The organism is Brevibacillus fulvus (assembly GCF_016908525.1).
Classification (GTDB): Bacteria; Bacillota; Bacilli; order Brevibacillales; family Brevibacillaceae; genus Brevibacillus_G; species Brevibacillus_G fulvus.
Genome location: NZ_JAFBEB010000010.1, coordinates 24,687 through 48,257, shown reverse-complemented (window position 1 = coordinate 48,257; position 23,571 = coordinate 24,687). Strand labels below are relative to the sequence as shown.

The window sequence follows — 23,571 nt, the reverse complement described above, 5'->3', positions numbered from 1 at the left end:
AGGCTCTACCCTGCTACTGTGCCGGCGTCTAAACATAAGCTACATGACTTTTTCCGTTCCGCTGGCTTACTTCTATGGACACGTCCCCAATTTCGGCCAGGTCTTTGTTATGCGTAATCAATACAATCTGTCGGCCCAGGTTTTGGCTGTACTGCTTCAAGAAGTACGCCACGTTTGGGGCATATTCAGCGCTTACGTGCTTCCCTACTTCATCCAGGAATAACGGGCCGGTTACGCCGGTCAGTTCCCCGATTGCAAGGCGTAGGGCCAGGCTTACCACGTCAGCTACCCCGCCGCCACGGTCATAGTCAGGCGGTTTCAGCTGCGTTTTTACGCCTTCTGATTCAAGCCAGTATTCTGCTACTGGCTGGCTGCCCTTCACGTCCAGGGCAATTGTAAAACGGTAATCCTTGCCGAATACCACGCTTAGGGCGCTGGTTACGATTTCTTCCATTCGCACTTTGGCCCGCTGCCTTGCGTAATCGCTAGTTTTCTGTAGCAAGATTTGCACTTTATCGTATAAGCCCAGCTGCTTTTCGGCTTCTGCCTTCCGTTCTTGGGCATCTTCCTGTTGTTGCTGCAACAAGTTCCGTTGCCCTTCCATAGCAGCCAGCTTATTTGCCAGCTGCCGCAGGTCAATTTTCACCTTTTGTAATTGGTACATCTTCTTCACCTTCCCCCGTGTCCTTCCAGTCCCAGGGCAGGGTTTTGCCGGTCGCTGTTTCCACCAGGTACAAATGCCCGCCGCCGTAGCCGGTGTGATGATAACGAATGTCTACCCCCGCTGCGTCCAAAAGGGCCGCAATCCTACCGTAGACGTATTTCAGCTTGTCCATTTACTTACACCTGGGGAATCAGCGCTTCGACACGGCCTAGGTCGGTTTCCACTTGGTTTTCCAGCTTCGCAATTTCCTGCTGGATAGTGTCAGGCGTTACCCCTTCGGCAGCCATTTGTTCAATGACTTCTGCCAGCTGCTTTTCCGCAGCAGCCTTTTGTGTTTCGGCCTGTACCTTTGCGTTTTCTGCTCTCCGCAGATTGATTTTCGCCACTTCGATACGGTTTTTAATGTCCATCTATGTTTACCCCTTTCGATTTCCAAAAGTCTAAAGCTTTCTGTTCAGCTACGGCCTGGTCTTTGTGATACCCCAGGCTGTGGTGCTGCCCCTGGTAGTACGGCCTTGCGTTCCACAGCTGGCTTGCCTTATGGAAGGTCACGCCTGGTACGGTGCTTTTCGGCTTGTCACCGGTTACGGTCAAGTCAACTTCTACATGGTGGGGTGTTTCGGGGATCTTCACGAATCGGGTCACGTTGCCTTCTTTGTCTACCAGCTGCAAGTTGCTTTTACGGCAATCTAGCTGGTTCCCGTTTATCCATTCCAGGCGGTTGCCTTTCGGGATTTCGCCCACAATAACCAGGTGAAGGTACTTCTGGCCGCTTGCTTTACCGCTGCGGGCTTTTCCGTTCGATAGCCCCAGGGTGCAAATGTCTTGCAGCTTGTCCAGGTCGTCATAGTCAATAAAAGCCGGTACTACGCCTTCCCTGGTGTTAAGCTGAATCATTACGCTATTTTCAGCTTGACGAATTTCGTAGTAGTTTTTCATCAGCAGCCACCCCCTGTATGCGGCTGGTCACATAACGGGCAAATACCGCCCGCTGCTTCCCAGGCTGCTGCTAGTTCCGCTTCTGCTGCACGTAGGCCGGTTTCCGTATTGTTCAGGTTGACGTTCGCCTGGGCTACCACAAGGTCACGGCTTATTTTGGACTGGCGCAGTTCTTTCAGCCTTGCAATACGGGCCAGCGTGTCGTCCATGCCGGCAAGTAGTTTAGCTGCTTCTTCCAGGCCTTCGGATTTCGCCAGGCGGCGGTTGCAGGCTTCCAGTACCAGCGTTTCGTTTTCGTAGGTGTTCTGCAAAAGGTCTAGCCTTGCCGCTTTTTCCTGCGCCTGTTCCACCTGTGCCAGAATCGTTACGGCTTGATCTACGCCGGCCAATAGCCTAAGCTGATTATCAGCAGTGTTTACTTCCTGTGTATAACGTGTGTATACTGTTGATAATGTTGTTAATTTTTCAACTCTGTTACTTTCCAGGCTGCATAGTTTTGTATCTGCTTCTTGCAGCCCGTGAAACTGTCTTGCATATTTTTCTAGTCTTTCAATTTGTGCGGAAGCCTCGCCTAGCTTTCCGTACAAGCCTAGCAGCGTGTCGTAGCGTTGCTGGGCTTTTTCTATGTTTTCAAGGTCTTTTACAAGGCTGGGTACTGCCGCCAGTTTATCTAATTGGTCGGCGTACTCTGCCAGGGCTGTGTTTGCAGCTGCCAGCTGTATTGTCAACTGTCGTAGTACCTGTTGCCGATTGATTACCTTTTCAATATCGCTTACCAGGTATTCGCAAGCGTCCAGCTGTTCACGCAGCTTGTCCAATCCAATGAACGCGCCCAGCTGTTGGTTGATTCTTTCAATGTCTTTTTCAGCATGGCTGCGTTCCTGTCGGGCGGCGTATGTGTCCTTCGCAATCGCTTTGGCTGCAAGGTCAAGCCGTTCAGTACCCGCCAGCTTCCCTAAAATCTTGGCCCCAGCGCTAGCCGTTTCACTTATCAAGAACGGCGCTTCTAGCTGGTAAGCAAAGTTTAGGGCCGTTTCAAAGTCCCCGAAGCGCTGCTTTACGATTTGCAGCGCTTCTTCCACTTCTACCGGCAATTCCGCTTTTTCAAACGCCTGTTCCATCGTGTTAAGCCGGTAAGACGTTTTGCCTTTTCTTCTATGCTTCGTAACGGCTACGCCGTTCGACAGTTCAATCGTTACTTCTGCTTCGCCTACGGCTTCATTTACGAAGGCTTCCCCTGTCGGTTCACCAAAGGCCACCCAGCGTACCGCCCGTATTACAGCGGTCTTACCGCTGTCGCTTGGGCCGGTGATTACTGTAAGCCCTGGGGAAAGTTCTACGCTGCTGTCGATATGGGACTGGAAGCCTTTCAGCCGTATTACTTGAATACCCGCCATTGTTAGGCCCCCTTACTGCCGTAGCGTTTAAGAGTTTCCCTTGCCAGTTCTTTTTGTGCTGCCTGGCGCACTTCCCAGCCTTTCATTAGCCGGCTTGCGTAAAACATCCTTACCCTCATTCTGTCTCACCCCCTTTCCAGGTGCTTTCAAACCGAAACATTACTTTGTGATTTTGTGGCGAAACGCCACATGTCAGACAAAAAAATACGTCCACTCAAATTTCAGCGTTTCGGCTATCTTCTTAGCAACGTCAGGGCTGGGCTTTCTGCTTCCGCTTTCCACCTGAGCATAGTAAGCCCTACTAATCTGTGCAATGTCTGCAACTTCTTGCTGGGTTAAATTCGCTTTGATTCTTGCATTAACCAGCCAACTACGTTGTGCCACCGTATCCCCCCCCCCAATAATTTTTTAAGTTTGTGTCAGTTAGCAACATCGACAAGTTTGATTATATTGTGACACTACGCCACAAGTCAATACGTGTTGTAACAATCCGAAACAATGAGTTTTTGTGCTATTTTGCCGTTTTTCCGTGAAACTTGTAGCATTTAGCAGCAATTTGCATGAACGTAATACTTGACTAAAATACAGCAAATACTATATTTTTATTACGATTTACCTGTTATAATTGTAGCGGAGAGCAACAACAAAAAGTGACTTCTAAGTGATTGCGCTATTAAATAAAAAAATTTTAAGAAGTGGTGATTTTTCAATGTTGGCTGATAAACTGACGGAATTGCGTAATAAGAGGAAATGGACGCAGCAGGAGATAGCGGACAAATTGGAAATTTCAAGAGCAACATATGCCCAGTATGAGACAGGGAGGAGGACTCCTGATATTGACACACTAAAGAGGGTTGCCAAACTTCATAAAATATCTTTGGATGAGTTACTTGGAAATGAAACTGAATTGACAGCAGACGAGAAAGCCTTTATTGAACACTCGCAAACTCTATCTTTCGAAGAATTGATAGAAAAATATGATCTGACAGTAGACGGAATAAAAGCATCAAAAGACGAAATTTTAGATATGGTTGCGTTTATTAAAGCGAAACGGATTCTTAACCAAAAGTAATAAGAATGGCACCTCTTTGACAACAAAGAAAAGTGCCATTCTTTTGTAAGCCTATTTGGGCTTTTCTTTTTCGTTCGCTTTGTTCGTATCGTTCGTATTGTTCGCTTTATATTCCAACTTTAGTTTCAGTAAGTTTAAGTTGATTTGAAGCCTTTTTCGGGACTCTGTGGTCATTCCCTCTCCCCCTAGAACCAAACGTGTGTTCTTATATTATCTATGCTTTTGCCAACAAATTCAAGTCTACTGTACTACAATATTTTGCCAACGAATTGAATTGGCAGTAAATCGGCCCATGCTGCTAGTTCATTGATGTACTCACCGCCTTTTTGAAAGGAGACTCATATGGCATTCCGACTTGGGGAATGCCTGTTGCTGACACTATTACACAAAAAAAACATAAGCCAAGCAGAATTTGCAAGACGCATGGGGGTATCAAGGCAATATGTAAACCAGCTAATCACTGGTGAAGCAACCATGTCCCTCATTTTTGCTATCAACGCTGCTCATGTGCTTGGTTGTCAGATTACCGATTTGTATAAAATCGTCAGCAACAGGAAAGAGTAGATTCTCTACTCCCTTCCCTGAGTTGGTTGTCAAGCTATAACTTGACACCGAACATTGTACTACTAAAACCCAGCAAATGTTGTCATATTTTGTCGACCCATTTACTGGGAATAAATTACATGCACGATATATAAACTTCAAAAAATTAAAGGGGGGATAAGCCCCCCTTACTTGAAGTCCCCAGCAAGTAAAAAGGCTTAGTACCCCCCAAAGAAAATAAGATACTTATATATTATTCAATTCATATACTTATTATTTATTACTACTACTAGTATTTATTATTAGTAATACTACTATTAGTAGTATTACTTGACCTGGCTGGAAGCCTTACCCCACTGGAAGTCCTCAGCTAGCCGTTCAGCAAGGAAACCAATTCGGCGTACTGCTTCCCGTTACACTTCAAATACAGCTTATGCTCTTTACCAGCATCATCAAGGTACGAAACAATAGCCCTGGAATCATCCTTTTTACGCCCACCAATAGCGCCCCCAACAAGAAGGCCAATCCCTCCCGTAAGCACCCCACCTACGATAGCGCCGGCTACCGCTTTCCCAGCGCTGCGGGTTGACTGTTCGCCAAAGGAAATATCCTCAATTTTCACTTCCAGCTTTGGTTTAAACGGGCTTGTCTGAAAGCATAAATGGTCGGGCGTACTCCCTTTCATAATTACCACGTTCTTGCTATTGATATGCGGGCTGCCTGCTACTACGTCAAGCGTCATCTTCTTGTCGAAAAATCCCACGATAATTCCCCCTCCCAGTGTTTAAGGAAAATTATAGTAAACTATCAAGTGCTTTGGTAGGGGGTAGAGAGAAATACAAATAGGAAAAAGGCCCCCAGGCCGTGTATGGCCCAGGGGCAAGGGATAGTAGGGAAAACAAAATGCCTGGCAGGAGGTACGCCCAACCCGCCAGGCTATTTATTTGGTGTGAAGGTGTTGTAAATACCTACGCCGATAGCAGCGTAAGAAACCAGGTCTACGCCCAGCTGCCATGTTCCCATGTCAGGCGCTACGCCGTACTTGCTCATTACCTGGTAAGCAAAACCCGCAGCTGCGGCCAGAAAATACGGGTTCTTAATACGATCTACGAATGTCGGTTTGTTGTTCATGGTCAGTCCCCCCTTATAGTTTCGTAGCCAGGTTGATAAGCAGCTGCGCTACGTATTTCGGTTCGGGTTTTTTCTGGCTGTTGGCCGCATTGGCCCAGTATTGCGGGCTGTTTATTACGCCCTTCGCCTGCATTACTGCCAGGGCGGTTTCCAGGCAATCTGTTGGCCGGCCAAGCGCTTTTGCCATGTTCTTATATAGGGTCGCCAGGTAAGCAGGATTCGCTTCTTCCTGGCCAGCCGCTACATTTCGCCAGTAGTCAGGTGACTTCATTACTCCCAAAGAAGCAAGCTTCTGCAAGGACGCTTCCAGCGTCATAGCCGGCGCTTGTTTCGGTTCCTTATTGAAGTAATCTACCAGGTACTCCGTTGGTTCAGTATCGCTACCATAGCCGCCGCAAGGCGCTGTACCTTTTCGGCGTACTTCGTAGTGAAGGTGTTCCCCTGTGCTTTTACCTGTACGTCCCTGGTGGCCGATCACCTGGCCCGCTTTTACTTGTTCGCCCAATTTCACAAGGGCATCATGTAAGTGGGCGTACATATGCAGCGCCCCGTACTTGTCCAGGATACCGACAACCAGGCCAAAGCCGCCAAAGCCCGTACCGCTTACGCCGGCGGGTACTTCCTTTGCCCAGGTTACTTTTCCCGCTACAAAGGCTTCAATAGGGGCATTAGGGCCTCCAATTTTCTTTACCAGGTCAATACCTGTATGCTTTTCGGGCTTTCCCGTTATCGGGCTTGTTCGTGGCCCGTAGGGGCTAGTGATCCGATAGGCGTCAAATACGCTCATGGTATCTAATTCCCTTCTTTCGGCGTAGGTTGTGGTTCTTGTGGCGGCTTATTTCTTCGGTGCGGCAACTTGTCCATTACGCTTCCCGCAGTGCGGTCTAAGAAGTACCCGCCCAGGATTGTGAGCATGGCCCAGCTGTATACCTCAAAGAAATTTACGTCTTGGTCGGTCAGGCTACCGTTTCGTAGTTTATCTATCAGAAACCAGGAAACTAGCATATAGGCAGCAGCGAATACTACCGCCAGAAAGTCCGTAATAGTAACGCCGTCCCTGTCGTTCCAGAATCCTTTGAGTTTTCCAGCCTTCAATGTGTAAATCAGCCGTACCAGGGCAGCCAGAATAATGATTCCTGCCAGGGCCGCCCCCAGCTGCCATAGTGTAATGGTCATTTAGCTAGCCCCCTTTTGTTACAATCACGCCGCCTACTACAGCCCCGATTACTAGCAGCAATACTGCCCGTGTTACCCAGGTCAAGTTACCTTCCACTTTTTCCAGGCGCTTGTCCTGGGCGGCTATTTTATCTTCCAGGTTCTTTAGCTGCTGTTCCCTGGCCATATTAAGAGCCTGGGATTCAGTACGTGGTAAGTAAACGGCGTTCAAGCTAGCCAAGGCTGCCATAAGCTGGTCGATACTCGTCTTGATGGCCGGTACTTGTTTCAGTTGTTCTTCCATCCGTGCCAGGCGTTCAATTACCTGGCTGTCGCTTTGTCTGCGGTCTTGTGCGTCCATTGGCTTCGGCCCCCTGCCCATAAAAAATAGCCCCCGCTAGGTACGGGGGCGTTGCTGTGGTCTATGCTGTCGTTTCGGCCTGGGCAGAAGTCAGTACAGGGTTTGGCCGGTAGCCGTAGGCTATCGTTTCGTCATACTCCTTTTGGTTAATCCATCCCTGTGCAAGTGCATCGTCAATTTCGTACAGGTAGAAGTTCGCAGCTGCATACTGTTCTACCGGCGTGTAGTAGTCAGCGGGTACGCCAGGGTAGCCATCACGGGCGGTCAGGCGATTACCGCCAGAAAGGTAAATCTGGCGGGCATATGTCGATGTTCGGAACGCTAATACTGCCATAGTCAATGTTCACCCCCAGGTCAACTTTAAGGCTGCTGTGAGAAATAGTAGTCCATGAACGCTGCCAGGTCGCTGTTCGTCTGCAAAATCAATTCTTCCTTGCGCTGGTTGTCAAATTCCAGTTGCTTAATACGGGCTTCCGCTTCCTGGTGGGCCTTACGTTCAGCTTCCAGGTCAGGCTTCTTGTACTCTTTCATGCCGGTATCCCCCTTGGTTTAATCGTAGCTTACGCCGAAAGCGTCAAATTCGATAGCGCCCAGTTGGTCATTGGCTTCGATTGTTACCCGTAAGTCCAACGCCCACTGTGCTGCTGTCTTGTTTGTATTTGTAAGGCGGTAATAATCCCCGCTAAGGAAGGCCGCCGTACAATCTTCCCAGGTTGGTGAAGCGTCCAGGCCGTTATTGCATACTTCAACTTTTAGAGTAGCCCCTGCTGGTACGGTCATAAATTTGCTGAATACCACACGGTTTACGGGGGCGCTTTGTACGAGTGGGTTTTTCAGTTTAAGGGCAAACACGTTACCGCAGCGTATGCGGGTGTTACCTGTCCAGGCGCTTGCTGTGCCGGTTGTACCATCTTTTGCAGACATTCGCCAGTAATAAGTTGTTCCTTCTACAAGGTCTTGCTGCAAGGTGTACCGTAGCTTCTTACCTTCGATATTCGCAGCAGATACTTTGCCGCCCGCAGGGAATGGCTGCCAGGCTGTACCGTCAAAGTATTCCCAGCCAGTAATATCTACAAGGCTGTCGAATGTAAGAAGGCCCTGGATAAATCCACTATCGGTTGCCAGCTGCAAGCAAAAACTTTGGCTATCGTTTTCCACATCGTCCCCAGCCGTGGCCACGAATACAGGCCGTTTACTTACCCGCAGCATGTCAGGTATCGGGTCAGGCGTAGGCGTTGGGGGTGGTACATTAGTTAGGAAGTACTGGGCCGTAGTGTAGCTGCCGTTATCCATCCCCGTAGCGTCTTGTACTTTCACTTGCCAGTAATACGTTACCCCTGCTACCAGGTTGCCGGCTGGAACATCCCAATAGGGGTTAGCGTTTGCCACTAGGCCGCTGTCGTAAACAGTCACGTTATCGCTAGCCCGTTTGACAAGTACCTGGCTTTTCGCTTGGGCGTGTCCTTCGGGGTCGCTATATGACCAGGATAGGCGTGGCGCTGTATTACTTCCTGCTGGTGCGTCGATTGTACCCAGCGGGCTTGTAGGTGTAGCCGTTGGTGCTTGTGTTGTCTTAAAGTACTGCGCTGCACTAACAGGGCTGGAAGCGTCAGCATTATCCCACACCTGTACCGTGTAGTAGTAATCCGTGTTAGGTTGTAACGTACTTACGGGTACGGCGTAAGTCGTGCTTCCGCTAAGTACTTTCCCTGTATCCTTTACTACGGTGTTATCAGATTTTTTCTTAATGATTACCTGGTAGGCGCTTTGTGTATTTCCTACATCGGGGTCACTAAATGACCACGCAATAGTAGGTGTTAAAGTCTCTACCATAGCTGGGGTAGCGCTTGTCCCTGCTGGTGATAAATTGCCAGGGGTCAGAGGGGCAGCGTTCAGAGCTTCAAGGACGGGACGCCAACCCACGCCCGTGTAGCGACCGGAAGCCGTATTGCCGTACCAGTAGCGGGCAGAATCGTACCCACGGCGCGCACGACTGGCGCTATTTCCCGTATAAGTCTCTTGCGCCCAAGAATACACGCCCATCCAGTTCCAAAACTGATTGTGGGCGCTCGTCTTGTCTGTGCTGTTTAGCGTAGAATCTAAATCCGACGCCGCTGGCGTCGGTATTCCAGCTATTGATTCTTCGTTAGTAATAAATCTGTCCCATTCATTTGCGGTAGGTGTACCGCCGCTGTAAGCGTCTGTACCAGAACGGTAGTTTGAGCCACCCGTTAAAAGCCTTAGTTTATACGGTTGCCCGTCAATCGTGATTGTTTTCCCAAAAACACGATTGTCCCCATTTAGGTCGTCCCAGCTTACGCCTACCAGGATTACACGGTCACATACCAGAAGGGTTTTTGCGCCATCCGTGATTTTGTGCCAGTATAACTGGTTCGCTTCCACTGCATCAGTGTCCCCGATATTCCAGTGGGTCATGGTTAAATCTTCTGAAAAATTTGGTATGTTACCAGTCCCAGCGCCTGTATAGGGTTCCGAATCAGGTCGCCAAGGCAATGTAGGTCTAGGTTTTATTGTAGTTCCCCTTCGTAGCGTTCCGAGTTTTACTAGTCCGTTGTAGGTCGCCAAACTTCCTTTCCCCTTCCACTTTTATATAGCTGTACTTATTGAATACCTTTTTCGCTAGATTATAGCTGTTAGAATGTCGTGCGTGTCCTAACCAGCTGTTGACGGCTTGTTGCACATCTTTCTTTTTAATGATTCCAGCCTTTAATTTCTTGTCCATAGCCTTAATACGGCGTTTCATGGCCCGTTTAGACTGATTTCGTACAAGTTTATGCGTTGTCCAGATTTTGAAACCGTAGGCATTAACCCCTTGTTCCAGGGGGAAGGTGTGTGTCTTTTTGTTCGTGTCTAAGCGTAAGTGTTTCTTTAAAAATTCCCGCATCCTTTTCAGCAGTTCCTGTGCTTCTGCTTTTGTTGGGACAATTGCTATCACATCATCCATGTATCGGATATACCACTTTATTCCTAAGTAGCGTTTGACGAATTGGTCTAACTCATTAAGATAAATGTTTGCAAAGTCTTGTGATGTAACATTACCCAGCGGTAAACCTACTTCTCCTTCTGGTGACGAATCAATGATTTGATCTAGTAGCCATAATGTTTTTGGGCAGTTAATCTTTTTTCGTAATAACCGCTTCAAAATTTTACGATCAATTGAATAGAAAAACTTTGCTACGTCTAGCTTTACTACCCAACCTGTGCCGTGCTTCCATTTGCATAAGCGCATGTAGTGTTGCACTTGTTTTACAGCTTTGTGCGTTCCTCTTCCTTCCAGGCAGGCATAACTATCAGAAATGAATACAGGTTTGTAAACACGTTGTAATACTACGTGTGCGGCAAATTGAACAATTTTATCTGTAATGTACGGGGCGCTTACCCACCGTTCTTTCGGTTCGTACACCTTGAAACGGATATATGGCCCGACACGATATGCACCTGTTTTCAATTTCTGCCACAATGTAACTAGGTTCATTTCTGCATACATCGAGAATAAGATAGCGTCCCGCCTAAACTTGCGAGAACCTTTCTGCGTTTGTTGGTAGCTTTTTTCTAACCCTTTAAAGTCAGTAATTTGGTCATAAAGTGTTGTCATTTCGGCATCCTTTCGGCTTGGCAAAATGGCATTGTTCATGTGTTTACGCTTTGAAAGCGAGGGATTTAGACTCCCTTGAACAAAACAAGGACATGTTGATGAATCCGTAGACGCATCAATCTAAGTAACAAGGCGGGACGCCAACCCACGTTCGTGTTGCGATTGGAAGCCGTATTGTTGTTCCAGTTGCGGGCAGAATTGTACCCACGGTTCGCACGATTGGCGCCCATACAGTCTAAACCCCAAAGATAGCTAGGAGGATTTCATCCATCCTCCTAGCATTCTTCCTATTTCCTCTAACTTTACTTGTAATTCGTAATGTTTACCTTTGCTGATATATTTTTGATTTTTCGCTACTGAAAACAATACAAGCAGTAGTTTAATTTCAGCATCAGCTTCCTCCTGGTGCAATCTTCGTCTACTTTTAATGTTGTTCGCTAAGACTATGTTTCGTAACAAGCGAAAAAATGCTTGTTTTACTTCCAAAGCAAGAGCGTACTTTTCCGCATTTGGAAAGTTGCGGATGATCGGGTACACGTTCTGTAAAAGTACTTCGGCTTTTTTGTACACAAGGAGTTCCTTCATGCTAAATAAACCTTCATATTCACGTTGTCATATTTTGTAGCCCCGTTTAACAGGGTTATATCGTCCAGGTTCAAGAAAGTTTCCGTAAACATACCTGAATTTACGCCGGTGGCCTCTGCTGCTTTATCTGTTTCGTACTGTATTTTCAGTTCCATGAGGTTTATACGTATGTCTTTGACTACTTTAGCGGTATCTTCGGCTATGGTTGTGTCGTTGTCCAAAAGCTGCTGCAAAATGTAGTTAAAGTAATCTGCATGGCCTGGGGTCTGTGTTGTGAAGCCCTTAATTTGCTTGTTTACAGCGTCTTGAATTACGCCGGTAAGAGTGGTTAATACATTTTGGTCAATGGCCATCTACTGTACCCCCTTAACATTCAGCGTCATAGTCAAAATCGAATACTACGCCGCTTTCCATCCCTTTGTTGGTGAAGGTCTTTATGGCTGCCAGTTCCCCGTCTGCGTCCACTATGGCCGCTTCGTTAATGTTTCTGCCCAGCAGCCCGTCTGCGTCAGCGTCTACGCTGATTGTCAACCGGCAAGTAGTTGGGGCTGGGAAGCTTACCACCGCCATCTTTTCAAGCACCTTGTTAAAAAGAGCCGTTTCCGTACCGGTCAGCTGCTTCGGCGTACCGTTTACGTCCGTACCACCAGTTCCCAGCTGGATTTTCACCAGCCTGGGTAAAGTCCCTGTGCCTGCCATAGCTTTTGCTTGCTTTTCCCTGTACTTGTTGGTTTTTACGCTTGCCATCTTGTTTCCCCCTTATTTCGGTCTATCTACTTCCACCCACCGGCCCAGCACTTCGCCAGTCGCCTTGCTGCGCTTTGTAATCGTCAGCGTTTCGGTCTGCCTAGTGTATAGCTTCATGCCATCGGGGTTTTGTCCGTCCATCTTGTAGTACCCGTTTGCATCCCACGCCCCATTCATGTAAAGCGTAGGCGGCGTATTCTTAACCCCATTGACGAAAGGGGCGTCATACTTGCTAAAGTGCGGCGCTTCGCCTGTCACGTTCAGCCGTAGCCCTGTTTTCGGTTTCATCCATTGGTCTTTATGGGTCAGGGTAAAGTGAAAACGGGTTTTGTATCCTGGGGCCATAGCCTGGCGAATCAGCAGCCCCACAATATGCCGCAAGTGGGCCGGCTTCATCACTTCAAAGCTAGAAATAAGGCTGGCCAGGTCTACCAGGTCGTCAATGTCGTGCTGCGTTTTGAAGGCGTAGCGCCCTGGTATGCTGATATATTTAGCGGTCTTGGCCCTGCTGTAAACATTGGCAAGGCCCAGGGCTGCATGTTTCGTGAACGTCCCCAGGCCTTGTATTTTTGCCAGTACCCTTGCCCGCCTGGTTTCCAGGTCGTCCGTTGCCAGGGGAGTTACGGCGTAGTCGTTTTCCCAAAGGTCTATGGCCCAGTCCACCAGCTGAATGTAAAACTGATTGACTAGACTTACCTGGTCGTCCTCTACTTTCTGCAAGTCCGTTGCCCAGGCGTCTTGTATGGCCAGAAAAATTTCCGATTCATGGTAGTATTCGGGTACGCTTGCTACCATGCTGGCCAGGCGTTCGTCTTTGGTCATGTAAACGTCACCGTTCCACGTACTGGGATTTCGTTAATTTCCAGGGTCACGTTGGCCGTACCGCCGTTCACCGTAAGCCCCGTATAGTCTGCCAGGTATGGATTGTTTGAAAGCAAGCCAGCTACCTTGCTGTAAATCACGTACCCGTCAGGCCCTTCTACAAAAGTAAGGCCGGCCAGGTACTTGTCCAGGTCGGCGTTGAATTGTTGTAGCACTTGGTCTACAGTATTGTTTTTGTTCGGCGTAACGTCAGCCGTTACGGTAATGTTTTTCACCACGGCGCTTTCCACCGTGACAATGGCCCCGATTGGCGCAGCGCCGTTACCTTCGCCCGTTTGGTCGGGGTCAATGTAATTTTGCACCGCAGCCACCAGCGCCGGCGTGGCCGGCAGGCCTTCCGTGTCGATGATAATTACCTTTACCGTGCCTTCGCCGTTCCAAAGGGGTACGCATTTTGCTTTCCCTACGCCGGTTACTTCCAGCGCCCAGCTTACGTAGTTTTGCTTGTTCCCGCTACGTATTGGCTTCTGCTTTTTTTCCTTCCACTTGGCCCGCAAGCTTTCATCATCTTCCAGGTCACGGCCCCCAGCCAGGTTTGCCAGCTGCTCGATTTTTTCCACGCCTGGAATCGGCGGGTTTAGAATCCATTCGCTGCCGGCTGGTACGTTCTTATCTGCGCCGGTATCCACACTGGTTACGGCCACGTCCAGCGTACTGTCAGTGGTGAAAGTCGCCTGGGCGTCTACCGTTACCCGTACTGGGTTTTTGTCTTTATCCAGCACAATACTGGTCAATTCGTAGCCCATTGGAATTTCAACGCCGGCCTGGGCCGTAATCCGCAAAATGCCTTTTGAAACGTCAGGCTGTGACCGGTACACGTTGGCTTCTTCACAAATGTAGTCCAGGTATTCTCCTTCGGCAAAAAGCGCAAAAGCGTTTTTTAGGCTGTAATCCTGGTTGATTTGTAGGGCCTTAATTTCGGGCGGTAGCAGCGTGGCCATATCGTAGGTGAAGTCCCCAGGGGCCTTTCGCCATTTCGCCGGTATCGTGCCTACTACCCTGTCCCGTATGCGGGCTTCTTCTTCCTCAAAACGTGGTTTCCAAACTGCGTCAGCCATTTGCTAAACTCACCCCCTGCACTTCTACAGCTAGGTCAAAAATTGTTCGTACCAGGAAATAGGCTACGTCTGCAATTTCTTCCTCACCTTTTTTGTTTGTTACTTTTTCTTTCTTGATTTCGATATTTTCAACGCTCACTATCCAGGGGTCGTATTCCAGGGCTTCTGTAATCGCCCTTTTGATTTCGCTTTTTCGGGTCTGTTCGCTCAGGTCTGCCCTGGTCATTACGTCCGTGATTTCGTGGCCGTAAACGTGATCGTTTTCACTGTATTCATTGTCGGCGTATATCAGGTAGACGCTGCGGGCCGTGTTCATAGCTTTTTGAATGACCATCTTTACGGCTTCGGCCCTAGTCACCGTAACTACTGCACCGTCCAAGTCGGTTACAAACTCGCCTTTATTAAAATCGAAAAGGGGTACATGCAGTTCGTTTTCGTCCATCTTCCCGCCCCCTTAGTACTTGGTCGTGATTGCGTATTTTATAGTCGTGCCTTCTAGGTACGGCACAATGCCCACCTGTATACCGTCTATCAGTGTTACGTGGGCCGGCGTCTTGAAGCCTTCTATGGGTTTAGGGAAGTTCGGTACAATGATTTTGCCGCCAGTGTATGTCCCCAGTACCAGGCCGCCGTTTATCTTTTGCAGTAGCCCCCAGCGCTGGCTTACTCCCTTGTCTACCATCGGGAAGGCTAGCAGTTGGTCGCCTATTCGTAGTGGGTAAAAATCTACCGGCACTTCAAATAGTTCCAGGTCTAGCGCTTTGTCGCTGCCTTCAAAGACGAACGTAATAGGACTGGGTTCGGTAGTTTTCACCGTGACAACCCGTAGCCCTGGCGCTTTCGGTTTCGGCCCACGCATTACAGACAGCAGGCTTACACTTACGTCATGCTTGGCCATCCTACCGTACCCCCTCTATTGTCCGTATCGTTCCATTACCTTTTTCATTTCGTCTGTATAGACGCCTGGCGTACTGGCTTCCTCTTTCTTCTTGCCGCTGCCGCCCTTGTTCTTTTTCTTGCCCTTGCTGCTTGGGTTTTCTGTAGCCTTTTCATACTGTACCTTCGGCACTTCTGGCGCTTCGGTTACGCTCATGCCGATTTGTACCAGGTTGTCTGATTCAAACGTATGGGTAATGTCTTTGATGAAGTAGCCGCCAATGATCTGCGTAAAATCTTCCTCTACGTAAATCACGTCACCGCTGAATAGCTGCGGCATTATGGCGTTAGGGTTTATCCCTTCTACGTTCATGGTTACGTCCAGCTTGGCCAGGTCTTTTAGCATTTGGGCGGCCAGGGCGTCCATCGTCTTTGCCTTGTCCTTGTCCACTTCCTGCATATCCTGGCGGTAGCCGTATTCTTTGCTGGATGCCGTGTCCGTTTTAAGTACAATTTTGCCGGTTTCACGGTTTACCAGCTTGATTCCCGTTACAGTAGCTTCGGCACTTTCGGCGTAGCTGGCTTTGGTCAGGTTAATGCCGGTTTGGAAAGCCCAAGCTTTTTGCGGCAGCTTTCTTTCAAAGAAAATCAATCCCTTTTCGGGGTCGAATCTGTACCAGTACTTTTTGCCAGTCAGCTGATAAAGCCGTGCCAGAATGTCTACGCCTACCTGGTCAGCAGGCGCAGCTTCATAGTGAAGCGTGGGCAGTACCGGCGTACTGTCCATCGGGCCGGCTGCAATTCCCACCTTACCGGCCAGAAATGAAAAAATCCCGTTGCCGGTCATGTTCTTAAACAGCCAGTCGTCTTTATGCCGCTTCATAAAAAATAACGGGTCATAAGCCAATATGCTTATAGTCCCGTCAGAATTAAATTCCCGCTTCATGGCAAAGCCCATAAACCAGCGTTTACCCCCGTACCATAGGTGTGCCTGCTTGCCCAGTGGGACGTTCAACCCGTCAGCCCCCACCAGCTTAATTTCCAGGGTTCGGCAAACTGCGTTCGCCTGGTCGTTAATCTTAGGGGGCGCAGCAAGCAGCTGTTTTAGGCTTTGCCCATTGATTTGTACGTCAAGCCCGTTACTCATACCTTCAATACCTGGCCTGGCTTAATCTTTGCAGGATTCGGGCCAATGGCCTCTTTATTCCTGGTGTAAATATCGTGCCAGTCGGCCACGTCCAGTTTCTTAGCAATTTTGCTAAGGCTGTCACCGGCAACTACCGTGTAGGTACTTGGCTTCGGTTTTGCCGGTGCTGGGGGCCGGCTGTTCGGCGGCTTTTTGCCTTTTGGCGGTACGGTTGGCTTGCCCATTGTGATTTGCTGCGGCTTCACTGTCTTGTATTCGGAAAACGTCACCTGGTAGACTATATCGCCTTCCCAGCCGCCAAAATCCCAATCAAAGCTTTCCAGGAACACGGTTTTGTTAAGCCCTGCTGCTGGGCATACCAGCTGCAAGCTTGTGCCGTTGTCCTTCCAGGTGCTTAATTGGTTACGATAGTCTACCGGTGCTTTCAGCTGTGGCGTTTGTACGTAGGCTTCGTCATACCTGGCAGGGAAGAAAGACGCCCAGCTGATAGAATCCAATTCTACCCCGCTGGGGAATTTCACCGTCCCCAGGTTCACAATGTCTACGCTCAGGCTCTTTTTCTGCCCGTCTTTGTAGTTGATCTTTTCGGGAAGTACAGGGATTTGTAAGTACGTCCCCTTTTCGTTATCCCGCAGCGTAATTTCTACTTTCGTGTTTTGAATCATAGCAGCGCCCCCATTTCAGCGTTGCCCAGTACTTCGTCAGCCTTTTGCAGCCTGTCATGTAGCTTGTGCATGATTTCTTCTACCAGGCTGTCAGCGTCTTTATTACCTACGTCATGCAGTTCTAGCTTGTCGAAAAGCTTCTGAATGGTCACTGTTTTTTGTACGCTGCCGCCCTGGGCCGGTGTTCCAGCAGGGTTAATGTTGGCCGCCCCACTTGCTGCTGGGACGCTTCCCGCTGCGTTTACGTCCGCCTGGAAGCTTGCGCTGCCGGTCAGCTTCGGCGCAGCTGCGAAACTATCAGCCATAGCGTTATGCAGCGTTCCTGCCTTGTTGCCTACGCCCGTGGCCAGGGTCGTCATAATCGCCCCACCGCTGTACGTCAATTCGGAAAGTGGCCCCCGTTTGGCGTCTGAAAATGGCAAGTACTCCCGTACCTTTTCCAGTACGCTTTTAATGGCTGCTACTGGGGCGTCCACCATGCTTTTAATCCCGTCTACCAGGGTTTGAATGATAGCCTTACCGCTATCCCAAAACAGGTTTTTCAAGCCACCAAAGAAGTTTACTATTCCGTCTTTTACGCCGGTAAGCATGTCCAGCATGGCCTGCCATGCGCCTGACCAGTTCCCACTTAACAGGTTAAGGCCAACGCTGAAAATACCAGTGATGATTGACCAGGCTGTTTGTATGATGCCGGCGATTACGCCCCATACACCTTGTACTACGGTCATAATGACGTTAAAGACGTTGACTATAAGCGTCCACAGCCCTTGTAGGGCTGCACCGGCGTAGCCTACAATACCCGCCCAAAGGATTGACCAAAAGGCCATGATGGTACTGCCCCAGGTGTTCCAAAAGCTTAGGATTGCGTTAAAGACGTTCTGTATGCCCGTCCATATTGTATTCAGTACCGGCAATACGGCAGCCAGGATAGCGTTCCAGGTTGCTACCATGTTAGCCCACATTTGCGCTAGGATAGGCTGCACTACGGCCCATATGTTATTCCAGGCTTGTACTGTGTAGCCCCATATTTCGGCTACCTTCGCTTTGAAGTTGTCAAAGCCGCCCAGCAAGTAAATAATGGCCCCAATCAATAGCCCGATACCCACGATGATAAGGCCCAGCGGGTTCAAGGCCATAGCCACGTTTACGGCCCATTGTGCGGCCTGCCACGCTAGGGTAACGGCCCTTACTGTTTTCGTGATTGCTACGTATGCACCCAGGGCGATAACGATACCCTGGATAAACGGCGCTATGGTTGACCAATTGGCGTCTACGTATTCAGCAAAGGCTTTCGCCCACTGGAATACCTGTTTAAGCCCTGCGCCCACCGCCGGAAGCCCCACGTTGGCCGCCCAATCAATTACCGGTTGCAATACCGGCTGGATGGTTTCGGCCAACGTGACTACCCAGCTATACGCATACATGAAGGTATCCCGCAGGATTTTACCGCCTTGCTGTACCTTCGTTACAAAGGCGTCTATACTGCCGTTGCTTTGTAGCCGGTTCAGCCAGTCAAGGAAGCTTCCCAGGCCTTCCTTAGCCTTATCGAAAAGCGGCTGGCCAAGCTTTCGGCCCATAGTCCCCATGAAGTCCGACACGTTGGAAAGCATACCCTTAAAGCTTTTGGATTGCATTTCCATACCGCCCTTAAACCGTTTTTCCATCAGGCTAAAAAGGGCGGCGTTAAATGCTTTTTGGTCGGTAATTTGTCCCTTCGAGTTTATGGGGTTGCTGCCTAAAAGCTTGGCCTGGTCTTGAATCATTTGCTTGGTTATCCCAAACTCTTTCAGCCGTTCCAGTTCACCCGTTTGGGCGTCTGCTACAGCTTCCACGGCTTGCATAAGGTCTTTACCCATGACACTTGCCATATCGCCCACAATGCCCAGGGTTTTGTCTGCCTGGATACCGTAGGCCTGCATACGGGTAGTGGCTTCCACAATCTGCGGAATTTCAAAGGGCGTCTGTGCTGCAAACTTCGTGGCCCATTCCAGCGTTTTTGTGGCCTTTTCCTGGCTGCCCATTACTACGGTCAGGGTGTTCTTGTACTGCTCCATTTGGGCGTTGGAATCTATCAACCAGTTATACGCCTGCTTAAATACAGCAGCGCCCGCTATCGCTGCCATAGCTCCCTGCAAGCTTATGAGTTTGTCCCGCCAGTTACTTGTTGCGTGGGCGTTGGCTTCTACCTGGTGTTCGGCTTCCCTGGCCCTGGCTACGTACTGCCCCAGGCTGTTACGCAGCCGCCCGTTAGCATCTACCCAGTGATCGGTAGCACCGTTGGCCCTTTCCACGCTGCCACGAAACATGTCCGTAGCTTCACGAATGGCCGACATAGGCCGGCTGAACACATCGGCCAATGTCAGCCTGGCCCCCATGACAAATTCCCGCATTTACCGCCTTCCCCCTTTCCTGCCTTTTCGTCTTGCCTTTTCAGCTTCTTTGTTTTCGGCGTCTATTTTCAGCTGCGTAGCTTGATAGATAAACTCTTTTTCCCAGTCAGGAAGGTTGTATATGTCACCAGGTATTACGCCTTTGGTGTTCCATATATAGGCTAGGTACTGCGCTTCCTTACTGGTTTTTAGGAGTTTTTTACCGCTTCTTTAACCTCTTTTTTCGCCTTGTCGGTAAAGCCGCTAGCGTCCTGTACCTTCATGGCAAAGCGGTAAATCTCACCTGGGGAAAGCAGCTTTTGTACGGCTTCGTCTGCCGTGGTTACGCCCAGGTGTGCCAGCAGCTCCTTATTTGCAAAAGTGAAGTCGCTACGGGGATCTTTGTCCACAGCAGCTACGATAATGCGAATCATCATTTTGTCATCGTCCAGGTCAGGGGTCATGCCACCGCTGCCGTTCGGAATCATTCGCATACAATCTTTTTTGATTTGCTTGTTTTCTTCAAAGTCGATAGAAGCAAACGGTACTACGCCCAGCTTTTCGGTTTCAAATTCGTCATACTTCACGCTGGTAAGTTCGTCCTTATTGCGGCCCAAAATGTCCTTCAAAGTCAGGTATGTCACTGTTTTTTGTTCGCTCATTTTGTTTTCCCCCTATGGAAAAGTGAATGGGCCAGCGCAACAACTGGCCCGTTTTTTGGTTGCGTTTCGCAACCATATAGGCATAAAAAATAGGCCTATTTCTATTAGCCAATGGACTTCTTGTATTCGTAGTCGTCAAAGGTAAAATCCAATTCGGTTTCTACCATTTCGCCCAGCTTGTAGTTCATCAAAGGTGCAGCGTCAAAGCTTACGCCTTTGAACATGATAGCTTCTTCCCCGCCGTTGTTCGGGTCTTTCAGCTGGCCTTGGAAGTTGTATTTGGCTGTCGGGTCGTCTGCAATCGCTTTGACCAGGCGGCTGTCCACTTTCAGCAGCGTCATTTTTCCGCTGCCGCTACCGCCAAGTACCCTGTGCTTTTTGAGAAACACGCCAGGTACTTTAATTTCTTCCTTTTCAAACTCTAACGTAGCTTCAAACTCTTGCGCCGTTTGCAGCTGCTTTCCGTCCCCGTCATACAGGAAGCCGTACAGCCCGTTAATGATTTTGCTGTCGTCAAATACGGTACTCATGCCGTTACCCCCTTCCCGTCATTAGAAATTGACGTTGATTTTTTGGTAAATCTTCTCCATGCTGTCCACCGGCTGTACGCCGCTGTCGAAAAAGGCTTCGTCAATTTTCGGATGGAATACCGCAGTGTCCCCGTGATATTGTGGGTCAGGGCGGTAGTAGTACCCAGGCTGGATAACTTCAAGGGCCGCCAACGGTTTGAAGTAGGTTTCTTCCACCGTAGTAGCGTAGGCTTCACGGGCCTGCTGGGTATTGGATTTCGTCTTTTTGTACTCATTCCCGAATTTTTCAAGGTCACGAGCGATTTGGTCAAGCGTGTTATTCACACGGATTTTGCCCATGTCCCTTACTTCATCCGTAGACGGGTTGGTCAAGGTGTTTACGCCTTCGTCAATTACTACAGCGTCCCCTTCCATCGTGAATACCAGCGTACCGGCTTCCTTCGCTGTGACACGTTCCCCAGGCGTAAGCTTCTTGTTCACGCCGGCGTAGTCTACAACTTCGTCTGTCACGGTACGGTTAAGGCCCACGCTTGCTACACGGGCTGCCACGAAAATAGCCATTTCTGCCGCCGTATACCCGTCACACCCATTCCCCACGTTCACAATGCCCCGATGGTTCAGGGCTTTGGATTTCGTGTTAGCTGCGTCCAGGTTTGCCCAGTTGCCACCACGTACCCACGTAATATACGTGCCTTCGGTTCGTACCCGCTTTGTCCAAGTTTCGGCCACGGTCAGAATGGCTTCGTCTGTCACTGCGTCTAGGGCAAAGCTATTAGCCCGTCCGTCAGCTTCCACTTCGGTAAGGAACGCCTGGTATTCATTCACGGTTACAGTGCTGCCGTTGTTCCCACCGGTGAAGTTTGCGCCGGCGTTGTTCGCAGGCAGCTGGTCGCCTTTCTTCACGGCGTCCACGTAGTCTGTTGCGGAAAGCTTGGCTACCAGGTCGGCTACGGTTGCCCCTTCCACGCTGGCCAGCTTCACGCTGTTTTCCACGATTTCGATTACCTTACCAGCTGTCAGGCTATCTTTTACCACGGCCTGGAATGGTCGGTCAGATTCGTATTTCGTGGTCAGTAGGATGGAATCAGCGTTGCTGCTGTCTTTCAGCGTCAGCGTACCTTTCGCAGCTGCGGAAGTTGCCATGCGGTACGCAAGCAGCATGGCCGGCTTGCCCTTAAATGCGTGGGTTGTAATTTTCTTCGCCGTAAGAGTTGTCTTATCGGCATTGTATTTCTTGTCAAACTCACTGCCGTACAATACCGGCTGCAAGCTATTTACAGGCCCCCAGTTGGACGTAAACGGGTACGCTACGATACCCCTAGCGCCCAGGCTTACGGCGTTAATAGCGCTGCGAATCAGCGTATATACGCCAGAAAGCACTTTACTGCTGCCTTCAATGTAAGTACCAGCCATTTACTTTACCCCCTTGTCTTGAAATTGTTTTAGCAGGGCTTCCGCTTCGTCCTTAGACGCTTCGGCTGTCCCATGCAAAGCGCCCGCCATCATTTCGGGGGATACCCCAAACACGGCGGGCGCTGCGTTAATCAATTCTTCTGCTGGGAATTTCTGCGCTTCGCTCTTTGGCTTACTAGCCATCAGCGCTACCCCCTTCCTGGTATGTTACCTTCGTGTATACTGCCGTTGGTGCTGGTGGCACTACCGGCTTCGTGCGGCTGTATGTTACCTGGTACTGTACTTCTATGGGTACGTCCAGGCCTTCTGCTTCCCTAAAGGTCAGCTGTACCGCTTCAAGCTTGCCTGTCTGCTGGCCCGCTTGGTCAAAGACAGGCAGTACGCCTACCCGTTCTTCCAGGTCGCTGAAAAGCTTGTCCTGGAAGTCTAGCAGCTGGCCCAGGTCGTTAGCGTACAGCTTGCCGTACTGCGTAACCTGGTTCACATACAGCCAACGGGTTATATTCCTATCCCTACTTCGGCTGGGTGCTTCCCATAGGATTACGGGGCGGGCTACCTTCGGCGGTGCTGTTTGCAGCCGCATGGAATTAAGGCCGGCAGTAGCCTTTACCCAGCGCTGTATTGCTTCAAGTTCTGCCAGGTAGTTACTTGCCATTGGCTACCCCTTTCTTAGAAAAGCTGCCTATACAGCCTTCTAAACTCAAATTCCACAATTTGCGGCATATCTTCGGCCACGTAGTCCATAGCCTTGTTGAACATATGCGCCCCAGGTATCACTTTGCCGGTCAGTACCATGCCTTCGTTGTGTCCAGGGATATAGTGAAACGTACCGCTTCGCCATTCCCCAGGCACAAAGCGCCCCGCCTCCTGGGTAAAGCCGTCATTTACAAACTGGGCGTAACTCACGGCTGTACCTACGAATACGTAGCTTGTCTGCCCTACCACCAGCTTGAATACGTTGTCTTTGCCGCCTATTTTCATGCTGTTTACCAGGTCGCCGGTACGCCTTGGCGTCAGGTCGTCCAGGTATTCGCTTATGCGGAAAGCTGCGGTTCGTAGGATTCGGTCTTTTGCCTTCTCTACTTCGCCGTTTTCAAGGTTGGCAAGCCAGCGCTGCCACTTTTTCAAGTCGGGTACGTCCAGGCTGCGGCGGCTCATAGGAATTTTACGCCCCGTTCAGCTTGGGCCGTATTCGCATTGTCAAAAGCCCGTTTTGCGGCTGCGAGCATATCCCGTACCGTTTGCAGTGGGTCGGCTTGTTTGTTGCGTACAAACGCCCCTTCTGGCGCTGCCGGTGTAATGTTACCCGTTACGGGGTCTACCTGGTCAGTTTCGGACTTGGCCAGGATTTCAAAGGCCAGGCCTACGGCTGCTTTTACCGTGTCGTCCACTGCCGGCGGTACGCCGCCGATTACCCCCAGGCAAAAGGCGTTAGCCCGCAGTAGGTACGTGTCCACTTCCCCAGCTTCCATATTGGCTGCCTTCGGGTAAAATCGGCCTGTCAGTTCGTCAGCGGTCAGCAGCATAGCCTACACCCCTATTCCTGGGAAGCCGCAGCTTTGCCCTTCTTGGCCGCTACTTCTTCGGCCAGGCCTTCCGCTACCAGGCTGTCAGCGTTCTTTTCGTGCAATTCCAATTCTTCGCCGGCTTCCACTGTCGCCCCATTGAAGGTAACAGGTGCAAGAAGCTTTACTTTTTTCGTATCAGCCATTTTCGTTTACCCCTTTCAAGTGGTCATAGAAAAAGGGGGCCGGTTAGC

35 protein-coding genes are annotated in these 23,571 nt (G+C 49.7%); 2 read left to right on the top strand and 33 right to left on the bottom strand.

What is annotated here, in order from left to right; translation table 11 throughout:
- Positions 1-28: 28 nt before the first annotated feature.
- The 6 genes from JOD01_RS13960 to JOD01_RS13935 form a co-directional block, all read right to left on the bottom strand.
- Entirely contained in the window at positions 29-664 is a 636-nt protein-coding gene (locus JOD01_RS13960) for an AAA family ATPase (protein ID WP_204518937.1), read from the bottom strand.
- Positions 636-836 carry a hypothetical protein gene (locus JOD01_RS13955; RefSeq protein ID WP_204518936.1) on the bottom strand — a complete coding sequence of 67 codons (201 nt, stop codon included), beginning with the start codon at positions 834-836 and terminating at the stop codon, positions 636-638. The genes JOD01_RS13960 and JOD01_RS13955 overlap by 29 nt, the downstream gene beginning before the upstream one ends.
- Positions 837-840: 4 nt before the next feature.
- A complete protein-coding gene (locus JOD01_RS13950) occupies positions 841-1,074 on the bottom strand; it encodes a hypothetical protein (RefSeq protein ID WP_204518935.1) in 234 nt (77 codons plus the stop codon).
- Positions 1,064-1,603, bottom strand: coding sequence for an HNH endonuclease family protein (locus JOD01_RS13945; RefSeq protein WP_204518934.1), 540 nt, complete (start codon positions 1,601-1,603; stop codon positions 1,064-1,066). The genes JOD01_RS13950 and JOD01_RS13945 overlap by 11 nt, the downstream gene beginning before the upstream one ends.
- Positions 1,603-3,000, bottom strand: coding sequence for an AAA family ATPase (locus JOD01_RS13940; RefSeq protein WP_204518933.1), 1,398 nt, complete (start codon positions 2,998-3,000; stop codon positions 1,603-1,605). The genes JOD01_RS13945 and JOD01_RS13940 overlap by 1 nt, the downstream gene beginning before the upstream one ends.
- A gap of 192 nt (positions 3,001-3,192) precedes the next feature.
- On the bottom strand, positions 3,193-3,384 hold the full coding sequence (locus JOD01_RS13935; RefSeq protein WP_007785632.1) for a helix-turn-helix domain-containing protein: 192 nt from the start codon (positions 3,382-3,384) through the stop codon (positions 3,193-3,195).
- A 277-nt stretch (positions 3,385-3,661) separates the two neighbouring features.
- Between JOD01_RS13935 and JOD01_RS13930 the strand changes: the two genes are divergently transcribed.
- Positions 3,662-4,072, top strand: a complete 411-nt coding sequence (locus JOD01_RS13930; protein ID WP_204518932.1) for a helix-turn-helix domain-containing protein — start codon at positions 3,662-3,664, stop codon at positions 4,070-4,072.
- A gap of 342 nt (positions 4,073-4,414) precedes the next feature.
- The gene (locus tag JOD01_RS13925) at positions 4,415-4,636 is read left to right on the top strand and encodes a helix-turn-helix transcriptional regulator (protein WP_204518931.1); all 222 of its coding nucleotides are present in this window, start codon (positions 4,415-4,417) and stop codon (positions 4,634-4,636) included.
- Between the two features lie 349 nt (positions 4,637-4,985).
- Here JOD01_RS13925 and JOD01_RS13920 read toward each other — a convergent pair whose 3' ends face one another.
- From JOD01_RS13920 to JOD01_RS13790, 27 genes are all read right to left on the bottom strand, one after another.
- The gene (locus JOD01_RS13920; protein WP_204518930.1) at positions 4,986-5,378 is read right to left on the bottom strand and encodes a hypothetical protein; all 393 of its coding nucleotides are present in this window, start codon (positions 5,376-5,378) and stop codon (positions 4,986-4,988) included.
- A gap of 173 nt (positions 5,379-5,551) precedes the next feature.
- Entirely contained in the window at positions 5,552-5,746 is a 195-nt protein-coding gene (locus JOD01_RS13915; protein WP_204518929.1) for a hypothetical protein, read from the bottom strand.
- 13 nt (positions 5,747-5,759) lie between these two features.
- On the bottom strand, positions 5,760-6,533 hold the full coding sequence (locus tag JOD01_RS19885; protein WP_204518928.1) for a M23 family metallopeptidase: 774 nt from the start codon (positions 6,531-6,533) through the stop codon (positions 5,760-5,762).
- A 5-nt stretch (positions 6,534-6,538) separates the two neighbouring features.
- Positions 6,539-6,922, bottom strand: a complete 384-nt coding sequence (locus JOD01_RS13905; protein ID WP_204518927.1) for a hypothetical protein — start codon at positions 6,920-6,922, stop codon at positions 6,539-6,541.
- A 4-nt stretch (positions 6,923-6,926) separates the two neighbouring features.
- On the bottom strand, positions 6,927-7,283 hold the full coding sequence (locus tag JOD01_RS13900; RefSeq protein WP_204518926.1) for a hypothetical protein: 357 nt from the start codon (positions 7,281-7,283) through the stop codon (positions 6,927-6,929).
- A gap of 40 nt (positions 7,284-7,323) precedes the next feature.
- The gene (locus tag JOD01_RS13895) at positions 7,324-7,596 is read right to left on the bottom strand and encodes a hypothetical protein (protein ID WP_204518925.1); all 273 of its coding nucleotides are present in this window, start codon (positions 7,594-7,596) and stop codon (positions 7,324-7,326) included.
- 26 nt (positions 7,597-7,622) lie between these two features.
- Complete coding sequence (locus tag JOD01_RS13890) at positions 7,623-7,793, bottom strand: hypothetical protein (protein WP_204518924.1); 171 nt, start codon at positions 7,791-7,793, stop codon at positions 7,623-7,625.
- 18 nt (positions 7,794-7,811) lie between these two features.
- Positions 7,812-9,698, bottom strand: a complete 1,887-nt coding sequence (locus JOD01_RS13885) for a glycoside hydrolase family 78 protein (protein ID WP_204518923.1) — start codon at positions 9,696-9,698, stop codon at positions 7,812-7,814.
- 85 nt (positions 9,699-9,783) lie between these two features.
- Positions 9,784-10,917 carry a reverse transcriptase domain-containing protein gene (locus tag JOD01_RS13880; protein WP_239565457.1) on the bottom strand — a complete coding sequence of 378 codons (1,134 nt, stop codon included), beginning with the start codon at positions 10,915-10,917 and terminating at the stop codon, positions 9,784-9,786.
- Between the two features lie 213 nt (positions 10,918-11,130).
- Positions 11,131-11,463, bottom strand: coding sequence for a diversity-generating retroelement protein Avd (gene avd, locus JOD01_RS13875; RefSeq protein ID WP_007779875.1), 333 nt, complete (start codon positions 11,461-11,463; stop codon positions 11,131-11,133).
- Positions 11,460-11,816 (bottom strand): hypothetical protein, encoded by a 357-nt coding sequence (locus JOD01_RS13870; protein WP_204518922.1) that lies wholly within the window; start codon positions 11,814-11,816, stop codon positions 11,460-11,462. The genes avd and JOD01_RS13870 overlap by 4 nt, the downstream gene beginning before the upstream one ends.
- Before the next feature lie 13 nt (positions 11,817-11,829).
- Positions 11,830-12,210, bottom strand: a complete 381-nt coding sequence (locus JOD01_RS13865) for a hypothetical protein (protein ID WP_204518921.1) — start codon at positions 12,208-12,210, stop codon at positions 11,830-11,832.
- 12 nt (positions 12,211-12,222) lie between these two features.
- On the bottom strand, positions 12,223-13,032 hold the full coding sequence (locus JOD01_RS13860) for a putative phage tail protein (RefSeq protein WP_204518920.1): 810 nt from the start codon (positions 13,030-13,032) through the stop codon (positions 12,223-12,225).
- Complete coding sequence (locus tag JOD01_RS13855) at positions 13,029-14,150, bottom strand: baseplate J/gp47 family protein (RefSeq protein ID WP_204518919.1); 1,122 nt, start codon at positions 14,148-14,150, stop codon at positions 13,029-13,031. The genes JOD01_RS13860 and JOD01_RS13855 overlap by 4 nt, the downstream gene beginning before the upstream one ends.
- A complete protein-coding gene (locus tag JOD01_RS13850) occupies positions 14,143-14,592 on the bottom strand; it encodes a DUF2634 domain-containing protein (protein WP_204518918.1) in 450 nt (149 codons plus the stop codon). The genes JOD01_RS13855 and JOD01_RS13850 overlap by 8 nt, the downstream gene beginning before the upstream one ends.
- 12 nt (positions 14,593-14,604) lie before the next feature.
- Positions 14,605-15,048, bottom strand: a complete 444-nt coding sequence (locus tag JOD01_RS13845) for a hypothetical protein (RefSeq protein ID WP_204518917.1) — start codon at positions 15,046-15,048, stop codon at positions 14,605-14,607.
- Positions 15,049-15,063: 15 nt separating this feature from the next.
- Positions 15,064-16,173, bottom strand: coding sequence for an XkdQ/YqbQ family protein (locus tag JOD01_RS13840; RefSeq protein WP_204518916.1), 1,110 nt, complete (start codon positions 16,171-16,173; stop codon positions 15,064-15,066).
- A complete protein-coding gene (locus tag JOD01_RS13835) occupies positions 16,170-16,838 on the bottom strand; it encodes a LysM peptidoglycan-binding domain-containing protein (protein WP_204518915.1) in 669 nt (222 codons plus the stop codon). Before JOD01_RS13835 ends, JOD01_RS13840 begins: the two co-directional genes overlap by 4 nt.
- Entirely contained in the window at positions 16,835-19,228 is a 2,394-nt protein-coding gene (locus JOD01_RS13830) for a hypothetical protein (RefSeq protein ID WP_204518914.1), read from the bottom strand. Before JOD01_RS13830 ends, JOD01_RS13835 begins: the two co-directional genes overlap by 4 nt.
- 188 nt (positions 19,229-19,416) lie before the next feature.
- Positions 19,417-19,869: a phage tail assembly chaperone gene (locus tag JOD01_RS13825; RefSeq protein WP_204518913.1), complete on the bottom strand. Its 453-nt coding sequence runs from the start codon at positions 19,867-19,869 to the stop codon at positions 19,417-19,419.
- 104 nt (positions 19,870-19,973) lie between these two features.
- Positions 19,974-20,399: a phage tail tube protein gene (locus JOD01_RS13820; RefSeq protein ID WP_204518912.1), complete on the bottom strand. Its 426-nt coding sequence runs from the start codon at positions 20,397-20,399 to the stop codon at positions 19,974-19,976.
- 21 nt (positions 20,400-20,420) lie between these two features.
- Positions 20,421-21,812 carry a phage tail sheath subtilisin-like domain-containing protein gene (locus JOD01_RS13815; protein WP_204518911.1) on the bottom strand — a complete coding sequence of 464 codons (1,392 nt, stop codon included), beginning with the start codon at positions 21,810-21,812 and terminating at the stop codon, positions 20,421-20,423.
- Complete coding sequence (locus tag JOD01_RS13810; protein WP_204518910.1) at positions 21,813-21,995, bottom strand: YqzN/YkzM domain-containing protein; 183 nt, start codon at positions 21,993-21,995, stop codon at positions 21,813-21,815.
- Complete coding sequence (locus tag JOD01_RS13805) at positions 21,988-22,467, bottom strand: hypothetical protein (protein WP_204518909.1); 480 nt, start codon at positions 22,465-22,467, stop codon at positions 21,988-21,990. Before JOD01_RS13805 ends, JOD01_RS13810 begins: the two co-directional genes overlap by 8 nt.
- A 14-nt stretch (positions 22,468-22,481) precedes the next feature.
- The gene (locus tag JOD01_RS13800; RefSeq protein WP_204518908.1) at positions 22,482-22,970 is read right to left on the bottom strand and encodes an HK97 gp10 family phage protein; all 489 of its coding nucleotides are present in this window, start codon (positions 22,968-22,970) and stop codon (positions 22,482-22,484) included.
- Entirely contained in the window at positions 22,967-23,338 is a 372-nt protein-coding gene (locus tag JOD01_RS13795; protein ID WP_204518907.1) for a hypothetical protein, read from the bottom strand. The genes JOD01_RS13800 and JOD01_RS13795 overlap by 4 nt, the downstream gene beginning before the upstream one ends.
- 11 nt (positions 23,339-23,349) lie before the next feature.
- Positions 23,350-23,523, bottom strand: coding sequence for a DUF7210 family protein (locus JOD01_RS13790; protein WP_204518906.1), 174 nt, complete (start codon positions 23,521-23,523; stop codon positions 23,350-23,352).
- Between the last annotated feature and the right edge of the window lie 48 nt (positions 23,524-23,571).